Origin of the sequence: Deinococcus pimensis DSM 21231 (assembly GCF_000519345.1) — a bacterium.
GTDB classification, from domain to species: Bacteria; Deinococcota; Deinococci; order Deinococcales; family Deinococcaceae; genus Deinococcus_A; species Deinococcus_A pimensis.
This window is the reverse complement of record NZ_KI912649.1, coordinates 1,090-17,442: the sequence shown is the minus strand read 5'-3', so window position 1 is coordinate 17,442 and position 16,353 is coordinate 1,090. Positions and strand designations below refer to the sequence as shown.

Sequence of the window (16,353 nt, the reverse complement as noted above, 5' to 3'; positions counted from 1 at the left end):
CCACGCCGAGCGCGCGGGCGGTGAAGAGCGTCGCGGTGACGTAGGCCGCGCCCGCCGCGCCCCCGAGCAGGGCCCAGAGCGGCGCTCCCGCGGGTGTGAGGTCTCCCCCGCCGACGTGCAGGAGGGCGAGCAGACCCGTGAGCAGAAGGCCCACGAGGAAGTTGACGAGGCTCGCGAGGACGGCGTGCCGGGCGTGGGCGGCCAGGCGGACGTTGAAGGCGAGTCCGACGGTGAGGCCGAGCCCCGCGCCGAGGGTCCCGAGGAGCGCGGCGAGCATCAGAGGACCTGCAGCGCGAGCGCGGCGAGGACGAGCGCGAGGACGACGGCGCGCGTGCGGGTGATGGGACGCCGCTTCATGCCGAGCAGGCCGAAGTGGTCGATGAGGAGGCTCGCGGTGACCTGCGCGGCGATGACGAGCGTGACGGCGAGGGCCGCGCCGAGTTCCCGCGTGAGGACGACGCTGCCGACGACGTACGCGCTGCCGATGACCCCGCCGAGGTAGCTCCAGGCGGGCGCGCCGACGAGCGCGCGAAGGGGAACCCGGCCCCGGTGCCCGACGAGCAGGCCGACGGCGATGGCCAGCGTCCCCACGGCGTAGGAGATCGCGGCGGTGGCGACGGGGCCGCCCGTGTAGGTCGTGAGCGCGCTGTTCAGGGCGAACTGGACGGGCAGCAGGAGGCCGACCAGAACGGCGACGGGAAGCATCAGGCGGGCGTTCATGGACTTACTTTACTCGTTAATTATTTTCCGGTTCAATAAGCAGATCGGTCAGGAGACCCGCGCGTGGCCCCGTGTCACTTGCACAGATGAGTGCGACTGGGAATCAATCCGTGAGACTATCTTCCCATCGTCCCACACGGGAGTCACGACGCCCAGCAAGCGCGGTGACCCCCGCAGGAGTCTCATGGAATCCCCTTCCGACCTCCCCTGGCCCTTCCACCCCCGACCGCACCCCGACGAAGCCCTCCACTCCTGGATCCTCCGCCTCGCCACCGACAACCACACCACCCTCCAACACGCCCTCACCGGCGACCCCCACGACCGCACCCCCCTCCCTGCCACCCTCACCCCCGACCACTACCACCACCTCGCCCACGTCGGTGGCCTCCCCCTCCCCACCCTCCACGCCCTCAGCGTCGACCCCCACGACCCCCACCACACCACCCCCTACGCCTCCCTCCTCCGCACCCCCACCAGCACCCCCAAACCCCAACGCCTCGGCGCCCGCATCGTCCAGCACTGCCCCCGCTGCCTCGCCGAAGACCCCGTCCCCTACCACCGCCAGGCCTGGTGCCTCGACGCCGTCGTCGCCTGCCCCCACCACGGCACCCTCCTCCACCCCGCCTGCGTGGCCTGCGGCGTCACCTGGAGCCCCCTCGACAAGCAACGCGTCACCCCCCTCGCCACCTGCCCCTCCTGCCGTGCCGACCTCCGCGCCCACGAGGCCGAACCCCTCCCCCCAGCCCTCCTCGAGCGCCTCACCACCTTCCAGCACCGCCTCCTGACCCTCCATCCCGCCACCCGCGTCACCCTCTCCCACGCCACCCACTACCAGGTCACCGCGGACCGCTACGCCCGCTTCACCTGGCACCTCCTCGACTTCGTCGACCACTACGCCCTGTACGCCCTGTTCGACCCGCACGCCTGGGACCTCCGCGCCCGCGAGGACCGCGCCGCCCTGAGGAAGCCCACCGCCCACCGCCGCCTCGCCCTCGTCGCCACGGTCGCGTGGTGCCTCGAGGACCTCACCCTGCGCCTCCCCGACCTCGCCTGGCGCGCCCTCAGCCCCCACCAGTACAGCGAGCAGCGCGCCCCGAAGCAACGCCTCCGCGAGGATGTCCGCTTCCGGTGGCTCCTGCACGGCCTCACCAGCCCCAACGCCCTCGACCTCGAGGAGACCCTCACCACCTGGTTCCCCGTCCTGCGCACCCCCACCGACCAGGACGCCCGCAAGGCCAGGGCGGACGCCAACCCCCCCGCCCCCCACGGCGACCACCCGCCCTTCCACCTCACCGACCCGCAGTGGGCGGTCGCCGAACCCCTCGTGCGCACCTACGGCCACCTGCTCACCCACGGCTACGGCGCCCGCGCCGTCGTCGACGGCATGCTCCACGTCCTCGCCACCGACGGCTTCTACCACCGCCTCCCCCCGGGCCTCCCGCCCGCCACCGCCGTCCGCAAGGCCACGCCCGCCTGGCGCGCCAGCGGCGCCCTCGGCGCCATCCTCACCCGCCTCTACGAACACCTCACCCGCGACGCCCGCGTCGACTTGGGGCGGCACGCCCGCGACGCCAGCCGCACACCCGCCACGCACCGCGCGCTCGCCGACGCCTTCCTCTCCCCCACCCTGATCGAGGAGCTCCGCCACCTCAACCCGCCCCTGCACCGCCTCCTCGTCCGCGCGTACCTCGAACGCCGCCAGGCCCTCCAGGCGGCAGAACCACACCCGGCCACCCGCTGACGACGACTCCTGGCGGAGGCCGAACGTCAACGCGTCCGGAGCGTCACCGCGTCAGGCGCGCCGACGTCCGACGTACAGGATCTCCTTTGCGCGTCCGTCCCTGCCGTCCAACGGGGCGTCCCACCGCCCGAGCCTCACGAAGTCACACGAGAGCGTCTCGAAGCCCGCGGCTTCGAACTTGCCGATCAGCTCGTCCCGGCGGTACCGGCGGTCACGGACGATCAACTCCATCGGGATGCCCCGGTCGGCGTTGAACTGCTCGCGGCGGTACACCAGCGACGACGACGGGTCCACCAGGTAGAACGCCGGGTCGAAGACGTTCCCGGTGTCCTGCATGATGCTGGCGGCGGGCAGAAGGTCCAGCGCGGTTGGGTCGTTCATCACGTCCGCGCGGCGCTCCGCGAGCGCCTCGGTGAGCTCCATGTTCATCACGGACACGACGACCACGCCGCCCTCGCCGAGGTTCGCGGCGATGTTGCGGATGATCTTGTCGTTGTCCTCGTCGTTCGCGAAGCTGCCGATGACGTCGTACAGGCACAGGATCACGTCCGGCCGGGGGTCGGGCGTGACCGTGCGGACGTCCGCGACGTCGAAGGTCACGCCCTCCAAGCCTTCCGTCTCCGCGTCCTCGCGCGCCCGGGTGACGAACCGTCCGACCGAGTCGAAGCCCGCGCCGTGGAAGCCGCGACGCGCGAACTCCAGCAGGTGCCGGCCGACGCCGCAGCCGAAGTCGGCCAGCCGCTGCCCGGGGCGGAGACCGCCCTTGCTGATGATGACGTCGACCTCGTGCGAGGTGTGCCTCGTCCAAACGTGCTGCTTGTCCAGGCTCATCCGGGAGAACGCCTCGCTGACCAGCTGGTCGGAGTCGGCGAGGCGACGCGCGAACTCCTCGCGGGTCAGCTCGAACGTCGGCTGGTCCCGAAAGGTGAACGCCAGCCACTCCTCGCCCTCGGGAAGCTCGCCCAGCGTCCACGGTTCGTCCTTGCTGACTCGCTTGATCATCTGCGGCACCCCGGCGTGGTCGACGTAGAACTCCGTGTTCACTCTACTCTCGTTCTCATTGACCGTGAACGTCTTTCCGGCGATGTAGGGAATGTGCGCTTCGCCGAAGGACGCGAGGTCAGCGGCCCGCACCCGGATGACCTTGGGCTCGCAGCGCCGCGTCGTCGCCTTCTCCAACGCCCGCACCGCGTACGGGTTGGCCGTCACGAGTCCCCACGCCGCCTGGTTCGAGAAGCCCCACATCGCCGCCAGCAACCGCTTGGCGACCCCCCGGTGCCGGTACGCCTCGTGCACGACCAACTGCGTCACCCACGTCGTCACGGCCGCGTCCTCCGCGCCGGGCAGGTCGTCACGGACGGCGGTCGCGTACGCGACCAGCCGTCCGTCCGCGTGGGTGGTGGCGAGCAGCGAGTTCTCCCGGATCAACGAGCTTCGGATCGTGTCGGCCGTCATCCGCACGTGCTTCCCAGCCCGCACGCCTGCTTCAACCGGCGCGGCGGCGCTCCACACGCCGTAGTGGTTCGAGAACAGCTCGGCGCACGCCTCGAGGAGTTCGTCCGTGACGGCGTCCCCCGGATGCCATCCAAGTTTGAGTTCCACGCCCGCGACCATGCCCGCCACTATAGACCAGCGTCCTAACCTCCCGAACCGTCCGGGCTCCACGGGCTCCACGACCGAGACGTGGAATTGCCTGCCGGACGGCGTCCTGAGGCGGAGGCGTCAGCGCTGCCCGAGCGGCCGGTTCGGGAAGACAGCCTTGATGTGCGGGAACCGCGCGACCTCCGCCAGCTGCGCCACCGTCACGGTCACCACGAACGACGCGGCCGCCTCCAGGAACCGCGGCCGTTCCGTCGAGCGCGCCTCCAGGAACGCCCGGGGCTCTTCGACCTGCCGCCGCACGACCTCCGCGTCCACGTCCGCCGCGACCACCCTCGGTCGCAGACGGCCGTCCGCGGCGCCCGCCGGGGGCCGCATCACCACCTTCGGCGCGGGCACGTCCAGCTCCACGATCACGCTGACCTCCCCACCTGGCGCGTCCCGGACGAACCGCCGCAGGGTCTCGTGCTTCAACTTCCTCAATTCCGCCTCGGTCATCTTCCGCCTCCTTGACGTCGCCTGCTGTCCTGAGTGTGCACCCGGACGACGCGCCGCGGGGTGCGGACGCGTGACGTCCCCGGGCGTGGTGGGTGCCCGTTTGACGGCGTCCGCCGCCGACCGCCCGTTCGAGGGGGACGTGCACGTCCGGCACGAGGCCCCCGCCGCGCTCGGTCGGCGCGTCCCCCGCCCCGCGGTGCGGACGGGCGCGTGTCGTACGCTGGGTCATGCGCCTCCACGAGGGCAACGTCACCTTCGAACTCGACGTCGCCGGGTACCAGTTCCCACACCTCCACGACGACCCCCTGGACGCAGAGTGGCTCGACGTACGGCTGCGGCTGCGCGTCGGAGGGCACGACTTCACCCAGGTCGACCCCGCCCTCACGGCCGGCGAGCTCGTTGCCCTGACGGGCTGGCTGCGCGAGGTCGCCCTCCACCTGCCCACCTTCGCCGCGTGGCGCGGCCCGACGCTCACCACCCGGATCGACTTCACCGAGCCTAACCTCGCCTTCGAGGTGAGGGGCGGGCATCCCACCGGCGCGCCCGCGACGCTGCGCGTCTGCCTCGCGGCGGAGTCACGTCCGCCCTTCCACGCGCTCCTCGACCGCTTCCCCCGCGAGGGGGACCCGGACGAGGTCTGGGTGGACTTCGCGCTCGACGAGGAGGTCCTAAAGGCAACGATCGGTCGGCTTGAAGAGACGTTGCGGCGCTTCCCCGTCCGGACTGGGGTCTGAGCGGGTCGGCCCGCAGGGTCAGTCGTGGGGGGTCGTGCGGACGCGTCTGCGCCGGGGGGTCTCGTCCCCCGTGTTCGTGCCGGCCGGCCCGTCCGTCCTTCCCGACGCCTCCAACGCGTCCCCATCGGAGTCGTGGTGTTCGAGCGTCGCGGGGTCCGGGAGGGGCGCGGGCGGCGCGCGCATCCGCTCCAGCAGGTCCGGTCGGTACCTGCGCGTGACCAGCAGCAGCTGCATCTCGGGTCGGTGGCGGTACGCGTCAAACAGGTCGAGGAAGTGCAGCTCGTCCTCGGCGGCCATCAGGCGGTCGAGGTAGTCCGGCTCGGTCCGTTCGATGTCCGCCATCAGCTCGTCCAGGTACGCGCGGTCGTCCGGGTCGTCGGGGTGGTCCTCCGCGTCGGGCGGGTGGTCTTCCTGCGTGGCGAGCAGCTGCGCGCGGCGTTCGGCGGCCTTGCGGCGCAGGCGGTCGCGGTCCCTGGTGACGGCCTTGAGGTCGCGTTCGAGTTGGCGGACCGCGCCGAGGAGCCGGCGGAGCGTGCCGAACTCGGCGTTGAGCTCGCGGAAGCGCTGCGCGGCGTTGGCGTAGGCGTAGACGTCCTCGCGGGTCTCGTCGGGCAGCGCGGCGACGGTGGGTTTGAGCGCCTCCATGCGGGCGCGCACGACCTCGCGTTCCTCCGCGAGGCGCTTCATGCGCTGCTCCTCGGCGTCGGAGAGTCGGGCGGGCGGGGTCGCGTCGGTCATGGGCGTCACGGGGCGCTCCAGCAGGGGAACGTGCTTCAAGGGTACTTCCTTTCTCGTCGGTGCGTCGCGCTCCACGAAGGAACGCTCCACCCGAGGGGCGGGTGGAGGGCGGGAGATGCCTGTCTGCGGCGGGGCGCGTCACGCCCGGTTCACGTCACGTGACATGACACCTGTCACGTAACACGACCCTTCTCCACGAGGGACGCATCACGCCGTACGCCCTCCCCTCCTGGGCGACGCGCCGCCCCACCCCCACCCCGACCGGACCAGCACGCCCGCACGCACAGCGTCACCCGCCCGGGCTGCCCGCACCACGCCTGCAAATGCGGGCGCGTTCGACGGCCGCTCGTCGTAAGGTGAGAGGCATGAGAAAAACGATGCTGGTGGCGCTGTCGCTGGGCACGACCGCACTCGCCCAGAGCGCCGAGCAGCACCTGCAAGCGTACGACCGGCTCGCCCGCGACTACCTCGACATGCGGTACGACATGGACACCCCCGGCAAGATCGGCTTCCTGTTCAAACTGCCGGGCGCGTTCCCCAAACCGCCGCGCAGCATCGCCTTCACCCTGGACTGCAAGGCCAAGGCGTTCACCCTCGGCGCGAAGGCCACCGCCACGGACCTCGCCGACCTCAAGGCGATCGTGGCGAACAAGACCCCCATCCGCGTCAACGGCGCGAGCGTCGCCGTACGCGACCTCAAGGTCGGCTGCGACGGCGCGAAGGTCTACGCACAGTCCGGCAGCATCTGGTTCACCCTCGCGGCGATGCTCGGCGCCGGCGACGAGGCGGGCATCGGGAACGAGCTCGGCGCGGCGGAACTCGACGACATGGGCGGCCTCTCCTTCCGCATCTACGACGGCTACAAGTTCCCGAACATCCGCGAAGGCTTCTACTACGAGGACGTCCTCGTCACGTTCGACAAGACCCGCATCCGGGCGGACACCTCCAGCGGCATCCCCCTCGACGACACGGTCACGGTCGTGTACAAGCAGGGCGGGAAGCTCACGGCGCTCTACTACGACGGGAAGAGCTACACCACGAACTACAACCCGGCGAAGCCCATCACCTTCTACGTCCAGCGCGGCTCGATGAACACGAACCCGGCCTGGGACGCCCTGCAACTCGACTACAACGCCGGCAGGATCACGTGGTGGCAGCAGACCGCCACCCCGAGGTAGCCGCGACCACGACCGCCGCGAGGACCGCGTCGTGGTCGTGACGCGCCTCCGGTGACGACGCGCCGCCGTGCCCAGCACCGCGAGGGTCTGGGCGCAACGCAGGACCAGCCGACCTTCGAGGATTCGAAGGCGTGCAGGCGAAGCGTGCCCGTCACGAAACCCCCTCGGGTTCGAGGACGAGTCCGTCCGGCTCGCCCGGCCACCCCGACGGCACCCGCCCCGACGCGTCCGCCCGCCTCGGGTCGTGCCCCTGGCGGAGCTCCAGACGCAGCACGAACCCCCCACACCGAACACCGCCACCGCTTCCGGCCGCAGCCGCACCACCACCTCTTCCCCCGGAAGACGCCGCCCGAGGCGCCGCCGTCGTGCGTCCGCCCTACGCGTGAAGGCGAGGACGCCCGCACACGCCTCCACGCGTCCCCAGCGGGACGCGCACGCCATCGTACCGACCCGGGGCGCCCACCCGTCAGGGCGTCCCGGTGGTGCAGGTGTCCGTACTGACCGCGTCGAGCTCCATCACCCAGTGGTACGCGCGCCCGCCCACGTCGCGGTCGCCCTCCTCCCGCGACGTCACCGTGACCGACAGCTCGTACCCGTCGAGCAGTCCGTCCGGCCGGTACCGCACCAGCCCGCGCCGCGTCACCGGAAGCCCCGCGAGGTCCCTGGAGGGCAGCATCGCGCCCGTCTGCGCCCACTCGGCCAGCACCCCGGTCTGCGTGAGCTCGAACACCGCGCGGCCCCGCTCGTCCCGCCCGCGGAACGTCACCCGAGACTGGCTTCCCACGTTCGGCTGGAGCTCCGCGGGTCGTTTGAAGGCCAGGTACTCGAACGGCAACCCCAGCGGTACGAACGCGCGCGGCAGCTCCCACGCGTCGCCCGCGGTGAGGTCGCGGTGGTAGACGCTCGGCATGTCCGTCAGCAGGTCGATCCGACCGCCGTTGCTGTAGCTGCTCACGATGGACTTCGGGGTGCGGCCCGACACGAAGGTGGTGTCGAGCCGGCCGTCCGCGCGGACGACCTGCTGGAAGGTCGTGGCGGTCAGCCCGGGCCGCTCGACGGTACTGACCAGCACGGGCTCCTGACCGGGGGTCTGCTTGACGCGGGTGGTGACGGACGTCACCCGGACCGGCTTGCGCTGCAACGCGGCCGTGACGTCCGTGAACGTCCCGGCGATCTCCTCGCGCAGCGCGCTCACGACCGCGGGATCGGGAGGGCTCCCGTCCCGGGTGGTGACGTCGAAGGAGCGGACGCGGAAGGCGCTCGTCTGACGAATCTCGGCGCGGACGGTCGTGCCGCCCGGCGCGGTGACCCACACGACGTCGGCGAGGGCGAGTCCGGCCGTGGTGACGAGGGCGGCGAGGAGCTTGGTGATCGAATTCCGGGTGGGATGGTGCACGCGGGACCTCCTGCGCGCAGCCTACGAAGAGCGCGGTACGACGCGGTGGGACTTTCTTGCCCGGATGTTCGGAGATCAGTGCGGAATCAACGTACCCAGGGGGACGACACCGCCGGGATTTCAACGTGTTGGGCGAACGTCAGGGGTCGACGACGATCATGCGGTACGCGAGGAGCTCCTCGAGGATGCTGTCCGCCGTCCGGTCCTCGGAAGCTTGGAAGATGACGGCAGCCGGCGCGGCGTGTGGGACGTTCGCGGTGAGCACGTCGATGAGGTCGCTGGCGTGGTCCTGGTCGAGCAGGTGGATGGCGCGCAGGTCCTCCACGACCGCGAGAAGGTCTTCGCGCGTGAGACGGTCGGGTGACATGACCGCAGCGTACCCGGCCGGGAAGCAGGCTTGGCCGGCGACCCGCGTGCATCTCGACACCCACCTGAAGGTCGGCTCATGCTCCGCTCAAGGTCTGCCGAAGCTCACCGGACGCGCGGCCCTCACAAAAGCCTCAAGGTGAACGCATGCGCGTCCTCGCCCGAGCCCTCACGCTCGCCCTGACCGTCGCCCTCCCCACCGCCCTCGCCCAGAAGAGCGTCGACCAGACCGCTGCACGCCTCAACCTCAAGACTGGCGAGTACACCCCCACGAACACTCTGCCCGCCCTGGGTGTCGGGCTCGACCGCGGCGCGCTGCACCTCGGCGCCCTGCGGCCCCTGCCCGGCCTCACCGCCGCGGACCTGCGCGCCGCGCAGGAACAGACCCCCCGCTCGTACGGCTATCGCTGCACCAGCCCCCTGGACCTCACCGTGATCCCCAGCAGCCTCGACGACCAGCGCGTCCTCACCGACCGTCTCGTCCTCACCGCGAAGGCGCAGGTCCTCACGCACCTCGACCGGCTCAGCGTGCTGCGCGCAGGCACGTCCGCCGCGCCCGTCCTGACGCAGCTCCTACCCCGCAACGACTACGTCGTCGTCGCCACCTGTGACGCCCGCGCGGACGTCGACGCCACCGGACAGTACACCTACGTCGACGTGCCCAGCGTCACCAGGAGGACCGTGAACGCCACCCTCGACGGCCTCGTCGGCTGGTGTGACGCCGAGCACGACACCGCCGTGCTGGTCACCCGCGCGTACCGGGGCGCCGTGCAGGCCGTCCGCGGCAGCCCCGACGGCCAGCTCATCGCGACCTTCGGGTGGGACGATCGCCCCCTACTCAAGATCTGGCGCGCTCGCGACGGAACGCTGGTGAGCAGCGCGCCCACGGAACCCCGGACGGACCTGCTGCTCTTCAGCGGGGACGGCCGCTTCCTGTTCCGGACCGTCGGACCGAACGCCACCACCCGCGAACAGATCGTCATCTGGCACGACATGGCGAGCGGTCGGGAGGCGGGCCGCCTCAGCCTACCCGCCGGGGAGCGGTTCCTCGCCGTGAGCGACGACGGCAGCCTCGTCGCGACCCGCACCGTCGCGACCGCCTCACGGGTACGGGTGCGGCACGTGACGCAGAAGGGGCTGCGGCTCGACGCGACCGTCCCGAACGTGGACGACCTCGCCTTCGCACGGGGCGGCGGCGCCGTCGTCGCGCTCGACACGAAGGGACAGCTGTTCTCCTTCGCGCTGCCCGGCGGGACGCGCGTGGCGGGCCCGACGATTCCCACGCGCGGCGTGCGGTTCGTGCTGCCGGGCGTCGAGGCGGGCAGTGTGGTGATCAAAACGTACGAGGGGACGTCCGTGTTCAGCCCGGGCCGCACCGTGACGTACGGCTGGTCCGCCGGGGAGGACCTCAAGACGCTCGCGAGCGTGACCCGCACGGGCGAGCAGCTGGTGGGCGCCTCTCCGGACGGGCGGACGTTGACCGTCACGCCGGATTGCGTGGTGCCCGTACCGCAGAAAGGCTCCTGAGCGTGCACAGTGGAGCGGACGCAGTGGGGGCGTCTCCGCCAATGCCTCCCGCGCAGCGCCGGGTGCTCGTGCCGTCAGGACCACCGGACGCCCCACGGACGACCACATGCCTACGAGGCGGGGCCGCGTGAGCATTATCACGCCCTTTGCCCGCGAGGTGGTCGAACGTGCCTACCGGGGACGGCTCGACCGCGTCCCCGAGGAGGTTCTCGTCCGCGTCGGCGTGGACGACGTCACCCACGCCTTCCTGCGTGACGTCGGTTTGCCCGGCGAGGCGGTCGGACCGTACGAGCAGACGACCCTCTTCCGACCCGCATGGCCCGAGCCGCGCGTCATCCGCGGCCTGACCTTCGTCCTCGTCGCGAGCGTCGACGACCCCGACCCCGCACGGGGAAGATCCCTCTGGCTGCACCTCGAGTCCGGCCTCTTGTACTCCGGCGGGGAGGAGAACCTGGTCTTCGTGAACGCGTCCGTCGCGGCGTACCTCGCGTGCCTCACCCTGTTCCGCGAGGCGTTCCTCGACACGGTGAAGGACGGCGCGGACCCCTGGAGTCACCTGGGCGAGGACGACGACGAAATGGACGGTGACGTCGACGACGAGGACGTGCCGCTGGGGTCACCCGCGAGCCGGGCGCGCGCGGCGCACCTGCGCGAACTCGTCACCCGCGTCGACCCCCTCGCGTTCGACGAGCGGCTGGAGGTGGACGACGAGAACTTCTGGTCGTTCGTCGCGCACGAGCTGGAGTGGGGCCTGATCCGCCCGGGCGGCGGGTCCGTCGGGCCCTGGCCGCCCGAGGAGGACGAGGGGAGCTTACGCCTTGAGCCTTGAGGCGGCACCGGCGAGCGTCCTCGCGGGCGCGCTCCGCGGACGCCCAGGCGGTCCAGCTCAAGGAAGTCACGTCGACCTCCTCGCCGCGCGTCCGTTACGGTGAGGACATGCGCGGCCACGACGACCACCCCTACAGCGACGCGTGGGCTTCAGGGGCGGGCACGTAAGCAGGGTCATGGCGAGCGCGCCGCCGTCCGGTCCTTGGAGGGGCGCGTGGGCATCCGGGTGACGTTCTACCTGGGCTCGCCTGACGGGCTGCTCACGCACTTCCTGAGCGCCCCGCTCGGCGCGTACCTCGCGTGGCTGCAACCGATCGTCGAGGAGGAGCCGCACTGCTTCCTTCCAGGTGTCGTGGACGTCCTGAGTGACCTCGTGCGGCGCGGACGCCCCGCGCTGGAGGAGGCAGACGCGCGCCACCCTGCGGTCCTGGACGAGCTGCTGAACGGGTACTACCCCGACTTCCAGTTCCATGAGCCCTCAGCGAAGCTGGAGGACGCCTCCCCGACGTCTCTGTCGTACCGTTACTACGAGGCGTTCGAGGACACCCTGCGCGCACGCGGGCTGACGGACGCGGCGGACCTCTTGGCGTACCTCCCGACGGGCCGCGGGATCCTCACGGGCGCGCCCCGGCGCCCCCCACTGACCTGGGAGGACCCGACGCGGCTGTCCTTCTGGACGCTGGACGAAGCGCGCCGTCTGCGGGCGCTGCTGGACGGCGTGAGTGAAGCGGAGCAGCTGGCGCTCGACCCGGACCGTGGAGCGCTGCCGGCGGTGCACGAGGCGGTGACCCTGGCGGACGAGCGCGGCACGGGCCTGATCCTCCCGGTCGGCTGACGCCGGGGACGCGGTGTTCTCGCGGGCGGGTCCCGCCCTTCACGAAGGCGGCGTACGAGTCACGAACCGGCTCGCTTGGCCAGCCCAGGGTACGCGGCCCGCGCACCCTTGACCGGACAAGGGCGTCGTGCGCAGTCCGGGGCTTGGAGACCACCGCCCGGAGGGGCGCTTCAACCTGCTGATCCCGACGGTTCCGCTTCGCCGCGTGTGAGGCGGGCACGCCAGCCTCGTTTCTCCAGACGCCCCAGGTCCGGCTCGTCCGCGATGGACACCAGGTACCGCGCGAGCGCCCGGAGCTCGTCGTCCGTGGGATCGCCCGTCCAAGACGTGACCTTCACGAGGTGCCCGTACCCGCAGGCATAGTTCGACGCGACGTCGTCCACGGCGAGCACACGCTGACGCGGGTACCGCGCGCGCAGCCATGGCGCCCGGAACTTCCGGGCGGGCTTGCGGAACGCGTACTCGCCGTCCTCACCGCGCCGCCACGTGCAGCGCGTACGGTCCCACAGGAAGACGGCGCGGGACGCGAGGTCCACTCCCGTCACCTGACGGACGGCGGCGAGTCCGGCGTGCATCCAGTCGTCGCTGGCGGCCGTCCACACCGCGAGGTCGTACCGCTCGCCGACGAGGGTGAGGAACTCCGCGAGGTGCGGCCGGAGGAGGAAGCGGACGCCTCCGGTCGCCTGCGCGTCGGGAACACCGTGCCAGAGCGTCTCGTCGACGTCGAGGACGAGCAGCGGCCTGGGCGGGACGTCCGTCATATGGTCATTCTGCCAGGCGCCGCGACGAGGGAGGTCGTCACGTGCGGCCCCGTCGGAGACGACACAGGAGCGTGACGTCTGGGCTGCGTCCTCTCCCGGGCGGTCACCGGGACGTCCCGTCCCATCGTCCGTCAGAGGTTCAACACGCGGACGCGTTCCACGAGGTCGGACACGATCTCCTTGAGGCGGGTGTCACCGAGCGCCGCGCTGACCTCCGGGTGCTTGGCCTTCACGAGCGTCACCACGCTCTTGACCGTCGTCTTCTTGAGGCGTGCGAGGTCGAGGAAGTCCGGTTCGTCGAGCAGCACGCCCAGCTTGGACTCCAGCGCCTGCGTCCGCGCCCGCGCCGCCTCCCTGACCTTCTCCACCGCCGCGTAGTACCGCACGTCCGCCTCCGACTCCGCCGCCGCACGAAGCTCCAGGTACTCGTCGTACCAGGGTTCCGCCACCATCCACGTCAGCAGCACGCCCGCGTAAGGCACCACGAACTCCACGAGGCCCGGCTCCCCGTCGCGCTTCTCGAACCGTCTCAGCGCCGGGTTGATCGTGCGGAGGTCGAACACCGACTCGACCTCCGCGAACGCCTGGGTGAACGCCTCGTCCCTGACGAAGCCGAACCCCTCGCTGGTGGAGACGCCGTAGGTGAGGTCCGACGCGTCCACCTCGTTCACCCCGGCGAACACCACCCTCGGTCCCGCCGGGGGCAACGCGACCGCGCCGTCCACGCCGCCTTGGAGGTCCAGCACCGCGAACGGACGCTCGGCGGGCAGGTCCGCCCGCACGATCGTGTACCCCGCGTCTTCCAGCCGTTTGAACGCTTCCTTGATGAGACTCACGCCCCAAGCTAACGCGCTCGGACAGGTCCTCCCGCCGCAAGTTCGACGGCCAGCACGGCAGGCACGGCTGGACGACCGACGAACGGCTTCAGCGCGCGCCGAACACCGAGGTGAACCGCTCGCTGCCCAGCCCGCTCACCACCGCCCGCTCCTTGTCGTTGGAGAGCAGCCTCGCCAGCCACGCCACCTCCCCACCGTCCACGAGGAAGACCTCCTCGTCCTCCGCGCGGCCGAACACCTGGAACGCCAGCCCCGCGTAGTAGTTCCGGCCGCCCTGCCGCTCAGGGGCGACCTCGAACACCACCGTGTCGAACTCACGCCCGAGGGGTTCGAGCAGCTCCTCGACGAGCCCGGGAACGCCGTTTCGTCCGGAGAAGTCGGTCAGCACCACCCGCAGCGGCACCACCGCGCCTGCGGCAGCCTGAATTACACGGAGGTGCGCGCGGAGGTGCAGCGCCACGAGCTGCGCCTCCACCGACCTGCCGCTGCCCGCCCGGGCACCGCTCACGAGCGCCAGCAGCGCGAAGTGCGCCGTCTGGTTCGGCCCCTTGAACACCTGCGGGCGCAGCAGCCGGTGGTGCGCCGCGAGGTGTACCGCCTGCCGCGAGCGGGGATCGGCACGCAGCAGGGCCCGGCGTCGCGACGCGACCTCCAGCGCGAGGACGTTCGTCGCGTCCGACACCACCTCCGAACCCCGGCTGGTCGCGACCGCCCAGTGCTGCGAGACGCCCGCCACGACCGAACTGGTGCCCAGCGGACACACGGGCGACAACGCGACGGGGTCGAACGCGTCCGGCAGGCACCCGAAGGCGAGCGTCTCGAACCGGGCGAGCGCCGCGGGCGACACCTTCGAGGGGCGGGAGAACCGGTCGCGTTCGAAGTCCGCGAGCACCACCGACGGGGTCCGGACCTCCGCGTGACGCCGGTACACGTCGAGCAGCAGCGTCGTCAGCTCGGACGGGGAGAGCCGCTCGGCCAGCAGGCGGGCCAGGTCGGGCACGCCCGTCTCCTGCTCCAGCCGGTCCAGCAGGCGCTGCGTCGCGTCGCTCGTCGTCATGTGGGAAGTGTACGACGACCCCCGCGCGGGCGAGGCCGGACCCGCCCGCATGGCGGAGGGCGCCCCGCAAGACCTCACGCTTCCTTCACCCCCCGGCCTCGCGTGGGCACCCGTCCCCCTCCACGCCACAATCAAGCCCCGCCTTGCTCGACGCCTCGGGTACGCTGATGGCGTCATCCTGGAGGTCGGTACATGGGTCAGTTCGTGGACGTCCACGGCTACTACCGGACGTTGGGCGTCGCTCCCACTGCGACGCCCGAGCAGATCAAGAGCGCCTACAAGACCAAGGCCAAGCAACTCCACCCCGACAAGAACAAGGGCCCCGGCGCGACCGGCCTGTTCCGCGACCTCGTCGAGGCGTACGGCGTCCTCAATGACCCCGCCTCACGCCGCGCGTACGACGAGGCGTGCCGCGCCGGCGTCCCCTCCGGCCAGCAGGCCCGCACCGGCGGCGCCACGCAGGCCCCGCCGCCCGAGCCGGAACCCGTGCCCTTCGTCGCCTGCCAGGCCTGTGGGACGATCACCCCGGACGTCCGCGCGGTGCTGATCCACTGGGTGTGGAGCTTCCTGTACTTCACCCGGCACGGCAGCAACCCGGCCGTGCTGTGCCCCGGGTGCGCCGCGAGGTTCATCGCCCAGGCGAACCTGCGGTCGCTGCTGTTCGGCTGGTGGGGCGTTCCGTGGGGTCCCCTGATCACGCCCGTGCAGGTGCTGCGCAACGTGTTCGGGCCGAGGGGACCCGCCGACGTCAACGCGCGCCTGCTGATCCAGCAGGCCATCGCGTACGCGACGCGGCACGACGTGCACAACGCCAGCAAGTGCATCATGCAGGCCCGTCGGTACGCCGCCGGGCACCCGGACATCCTCCGGGACGTCGAGGAGATCGCCCGGCTGATCCCCATGCCACCGCATGCGAAGAGCGTGGACCCGTGGAGTTCCCTGTCGCCCGTCTTCAGACGTGTCACGGCATTCAGCAGCGGCGGCCTGGCCGCCGTGGCCGCGGCGGTGGTCCTGCTGGTCGTGCAGCCCGACGTGTCCCCGGGCCGGACGTCCGCGACGAGCGTCACGCCCGACGTCGTCGCGGAGGCGGAGCCCGCCGCGCCCGCCACGTCCGAGTTCGCTCCCCCGGCGGAGTCCCGCAGCCCCTTCGGACAGGACGTCACCCCCGACGGGCCGCAGTCCGGGTACGACGACGAGACCGCCTGGAACGCCCCCGTGGAGGACGTCGTCTCCAACGACGAGCAGGTGGATTCCGCGGTTTCGTACGATTCGAGCGCGGACACCTTCGCGGGCGAAGCGGCCTCGCCGGCGGAGACCACGGGCGAGGAGGCGACGCCGGACATCACGCCAGGACCCCCCGATGAGCCTTCCGACGCCCAGGTGACGATCGTACCGGCGGAGGAGCCTCAACCGGAAGCCGCGCAACCGCCCGTGCAGGCCGAGGCGCCGGCCACGGAGCCGGAAGGTACTGCGGACGCCGCCTCCACCCCCGCGCCGGCCTCCACCGAGACGCGGCCCGCGCCGCGTGTTCAGCCGACC

Annotated in this window: 17 protein-coding genes; 7 read left to right on the top strand and 10 right to left on the bottom strand. The window is 71.6% G+C overall.

Translation table 11 applies throughout. The features are described from left to right. Window positions 1–277, bottom strand: a 277-nt coding sequence (locus DEIPI_RS31140) for a DMT family transporter (protein WP_045234334.1), incomplete at its 3' end; no start/stop codon positions are given. After that, window positions 277–720: a DMT family transporter gene (locus DEIPI_RS0113900; RefSeq protein WP_027482166.1), complete on the bottom strand. Its 444-nt coding sequence runs from the start codon at window positions 718–720 to the stop codon at window positions 277–279. The genes DEIPI_RS31140 and DEIPI_RS0113900, both read right to left, overlap by 1 nt. A gap of 184 nt (window positions 721–904) precedes the next feature. Here DEIPI_RS0113900 and DEIPI_RS41885 point away from each other — a divergent pair, with 184 nt between their 5' ends. After that, the gene (locus DEIPI_RS41885; RefSeq protein ID WP_027482165.1) at window positions 905–2,461 is read left to right on the top strand and encodes a TniQ family protein; all 1,557 of its coding nucleotides are present in this window, start codon (window positions 905–907) and stop codon (window positions 2,459–2,461) included. 51 nt (window positions 2,462–2,512) lie between these two features. Here DEIPI_RS41885 and DEIPI_RS35590 read toward each other — a convergent pair whose 3' ends face one another. Both DEIPI_RS35590 and DEIPI_RS0113880 read right to left on the bottom strand, forming a co-directional pair. Beyond that, complete coding sequence (locus tag DEIPI_RS35590) at window positions 2,513–4,126, bottom strand: bifunctional GNAT family N-acetyltransferase/class I SAM-dependent methyltransferase (RefSeq protein ID WP_169737113.1); 1,614 nt, start codon at window positions 4,124–4,126, stop codon at window positions 2,513–2,515. 57 nt (window positions 4,127–4,183) lie between these two features. Beyond that, window positions 4,184–4,558, bottom strand: a complete 375-nt coding sequence (locus tag DEIPI_RS0113880; RefSeq protein WP_027482164.1) for a hypothetical protein — start codon at window positions 4,556–4,558, stop codon at window positions 4,184–4,186. 227 nt (window positions 4,559–4,785) lie between these two features. Between DEIPI_RS0113880 and DEIPI_RS0113875 the strand changes: the two genes are divergently transcribed. Then, window positions 4,786–5,292 (top strand): WapI family immunity protein, encoded by a 507-nt coding sequence (locus DEIPI_RS0113875; protein WP_084474275.1) that lies wholly within the window; start codon window positions 4,786–4,788, stop codon window positions 5,290–5,292. 18 nt (window positions 5,293–5,310) lie between these two features. On the opposite strand, the gene DEIPI_RS0113870 is transcribed toward DEIPI_RS0113875, so the two are convergent. Then, window positions 5,311–6,069, bottom strand: a complete 759-nt coding sequence (locus DEIPI_RS0113870) for a hypothetical protein (RefSeq protein ID WP_027482162.1) — start codon at window positions 6,067–6,069, stop codon at window positions 5,311–5,313. Between the two features lie 326 nt (window positions 6,070–6,395). On the opposite strand from DEIPI_RS0113870, the gene DEIPI_RS0113865 reads away from it, so the two are divergent. Then, entirely contained in the window at window positions 6,396–7,208 is an 813-nt protein-coding gene (locus DEIPI_RS0113865; protein WP_157463660.1) for a hypothetical protein, read from the top strand. 466 nt (window positions 7,209–7,674) lie between these two features. On the opposite strand, the gene DEIPI_RS0113860 is transcribed toward DEIPI_RS0113865, so the two are convergent. Then, window positions 7,675–8,604 carry a hypothetical protein gene (locus tag DEIPI_RS0113860; protein WP_027482160.1) on the bottom strand — a complete coding sequence of 310 codons (930 nt, stop codon included), beginning with the start codon at window positions 8,602–8,604 and terminating at the stop codon, window positions 7,675–7,677. A gap of 139 nt (window positions 8,605–8,743) precedes the next feature. Continuing rightward, window positions 8,744–8,971, bottom strand: coding sequence for a hypothetical protein (locus tag DEIPI_RS0113855; protein ID WP_027482159.1), 228 nt, complete (start codon window positions 8,969–8,971; stop codon window positions 8,744–8,746). 146 nt (window positions 8,972–9,117) lie between these two features. Here DEIPI_RS0113855 and DEIPI_RS0113850 point away from each other — a divergent pair, with 146 nt between their 5' ends. From DEIPI_RS0113850 to DEIPI_RS0113835, 3 genes are all read left to right on the top strand, one after another. Next, window positions 9,118–10,497, top strand: coding sequence for a WD40 repeat domain-containing protein (locus DEIPI_RS0113850; RefSeq protein ID WP_027482158.1), 1,380 nt, complete (start codon window positions 9,118–9,120; stop codon window positions 10,495–10,497). A gap of 127 nt (window positions 10,498–10,624) precedes the next feature. Beyond that, window positions 10,625–11,326: an SUKH-4 family immunity protein gene (locus DEIPI_RS0113845; RefSeq protein ID WP_169737112.1), complete on the top strand. Its 702-nt coding sequence runs from the start codon at window positions 10,625–10,627 to the stop codon at window positions 11,324–11,326. Window positions 11,327–11,539: 213 nt separating this feature from the next. Further along, a complete protein-coding gene (locus DEIPI_RS0113835; RefSeq protein ID WP_027482156.1) occupies window positions 11,540–12,160 on the top strand; it encodes a hypothetical protein in 621 nt (206 codons plus the stop codon). A gap of 170 nt (window positions 12,161–12,330) precedes the next feature. Here the strand turns inward: DEIPI_RS0113835 and DEIPI_RS31125 are convergent, their stop codons facing one another. The 3 genes from DEIPI_RS31125 to DEIPI_RS0113820 all read right to left on the bottom strand — a co-directional run bounded on the left by DEIPI_RS31125 (window position 12,331) and on the right by DEIPI_RS0113820 (window position 14,814). Then, on the bottom strand, window positions 12,331–12,921 hold the full coding sequence (locus DEIPI_RS31125) for an HAD family hydrolase (protein ID WP_245588566.1): 591 nt from the start codon (window positions 12,919–12,921) through the stop codon (window positions 12,331–12,333). Between the two features lie 131 nt (window positions 12,922–13,052). Further along, window positions 13,053–13,757: a hypothetical protein gene (locus tag DEIPI_RS37845; RefSeq protein ID WP_027482155.1), complete on the bottom strand. Its 705-nt coding sequence runs from the start codon at window positions 13,755–13,757 to the stop codon at window positions 13,053–13,055. A gap of 88 nt (window positions 13,758–13,845) precedes the next feature. Beyond that, the gene (locus DEIPI_RS0113820) at window positions 13,846–14,814 is read right to left on the bottom strand and encodes a hypothetical protein (RefSeq protein WP_027482154.1); all 969 of its coding nucleotides are present in this window, start codon (window positions 14,812–14,814) and stop codon (window positions 13,846–13,848) included. A 192-nt stretch (window positions 14,815–15,006) separates the two neighbouring features. Here DEIPI_RS0113820 and DEIPI_RS40985 point away from each other — a divergent pair. After that, window positions 15,007–16,353 (top strand): J domain-containing protein (locus DEIPI_RS40985; RefSeq protein WP_027482153.1); only part of this gene is annotated, 1,347 nt, incomplete at its 3' end.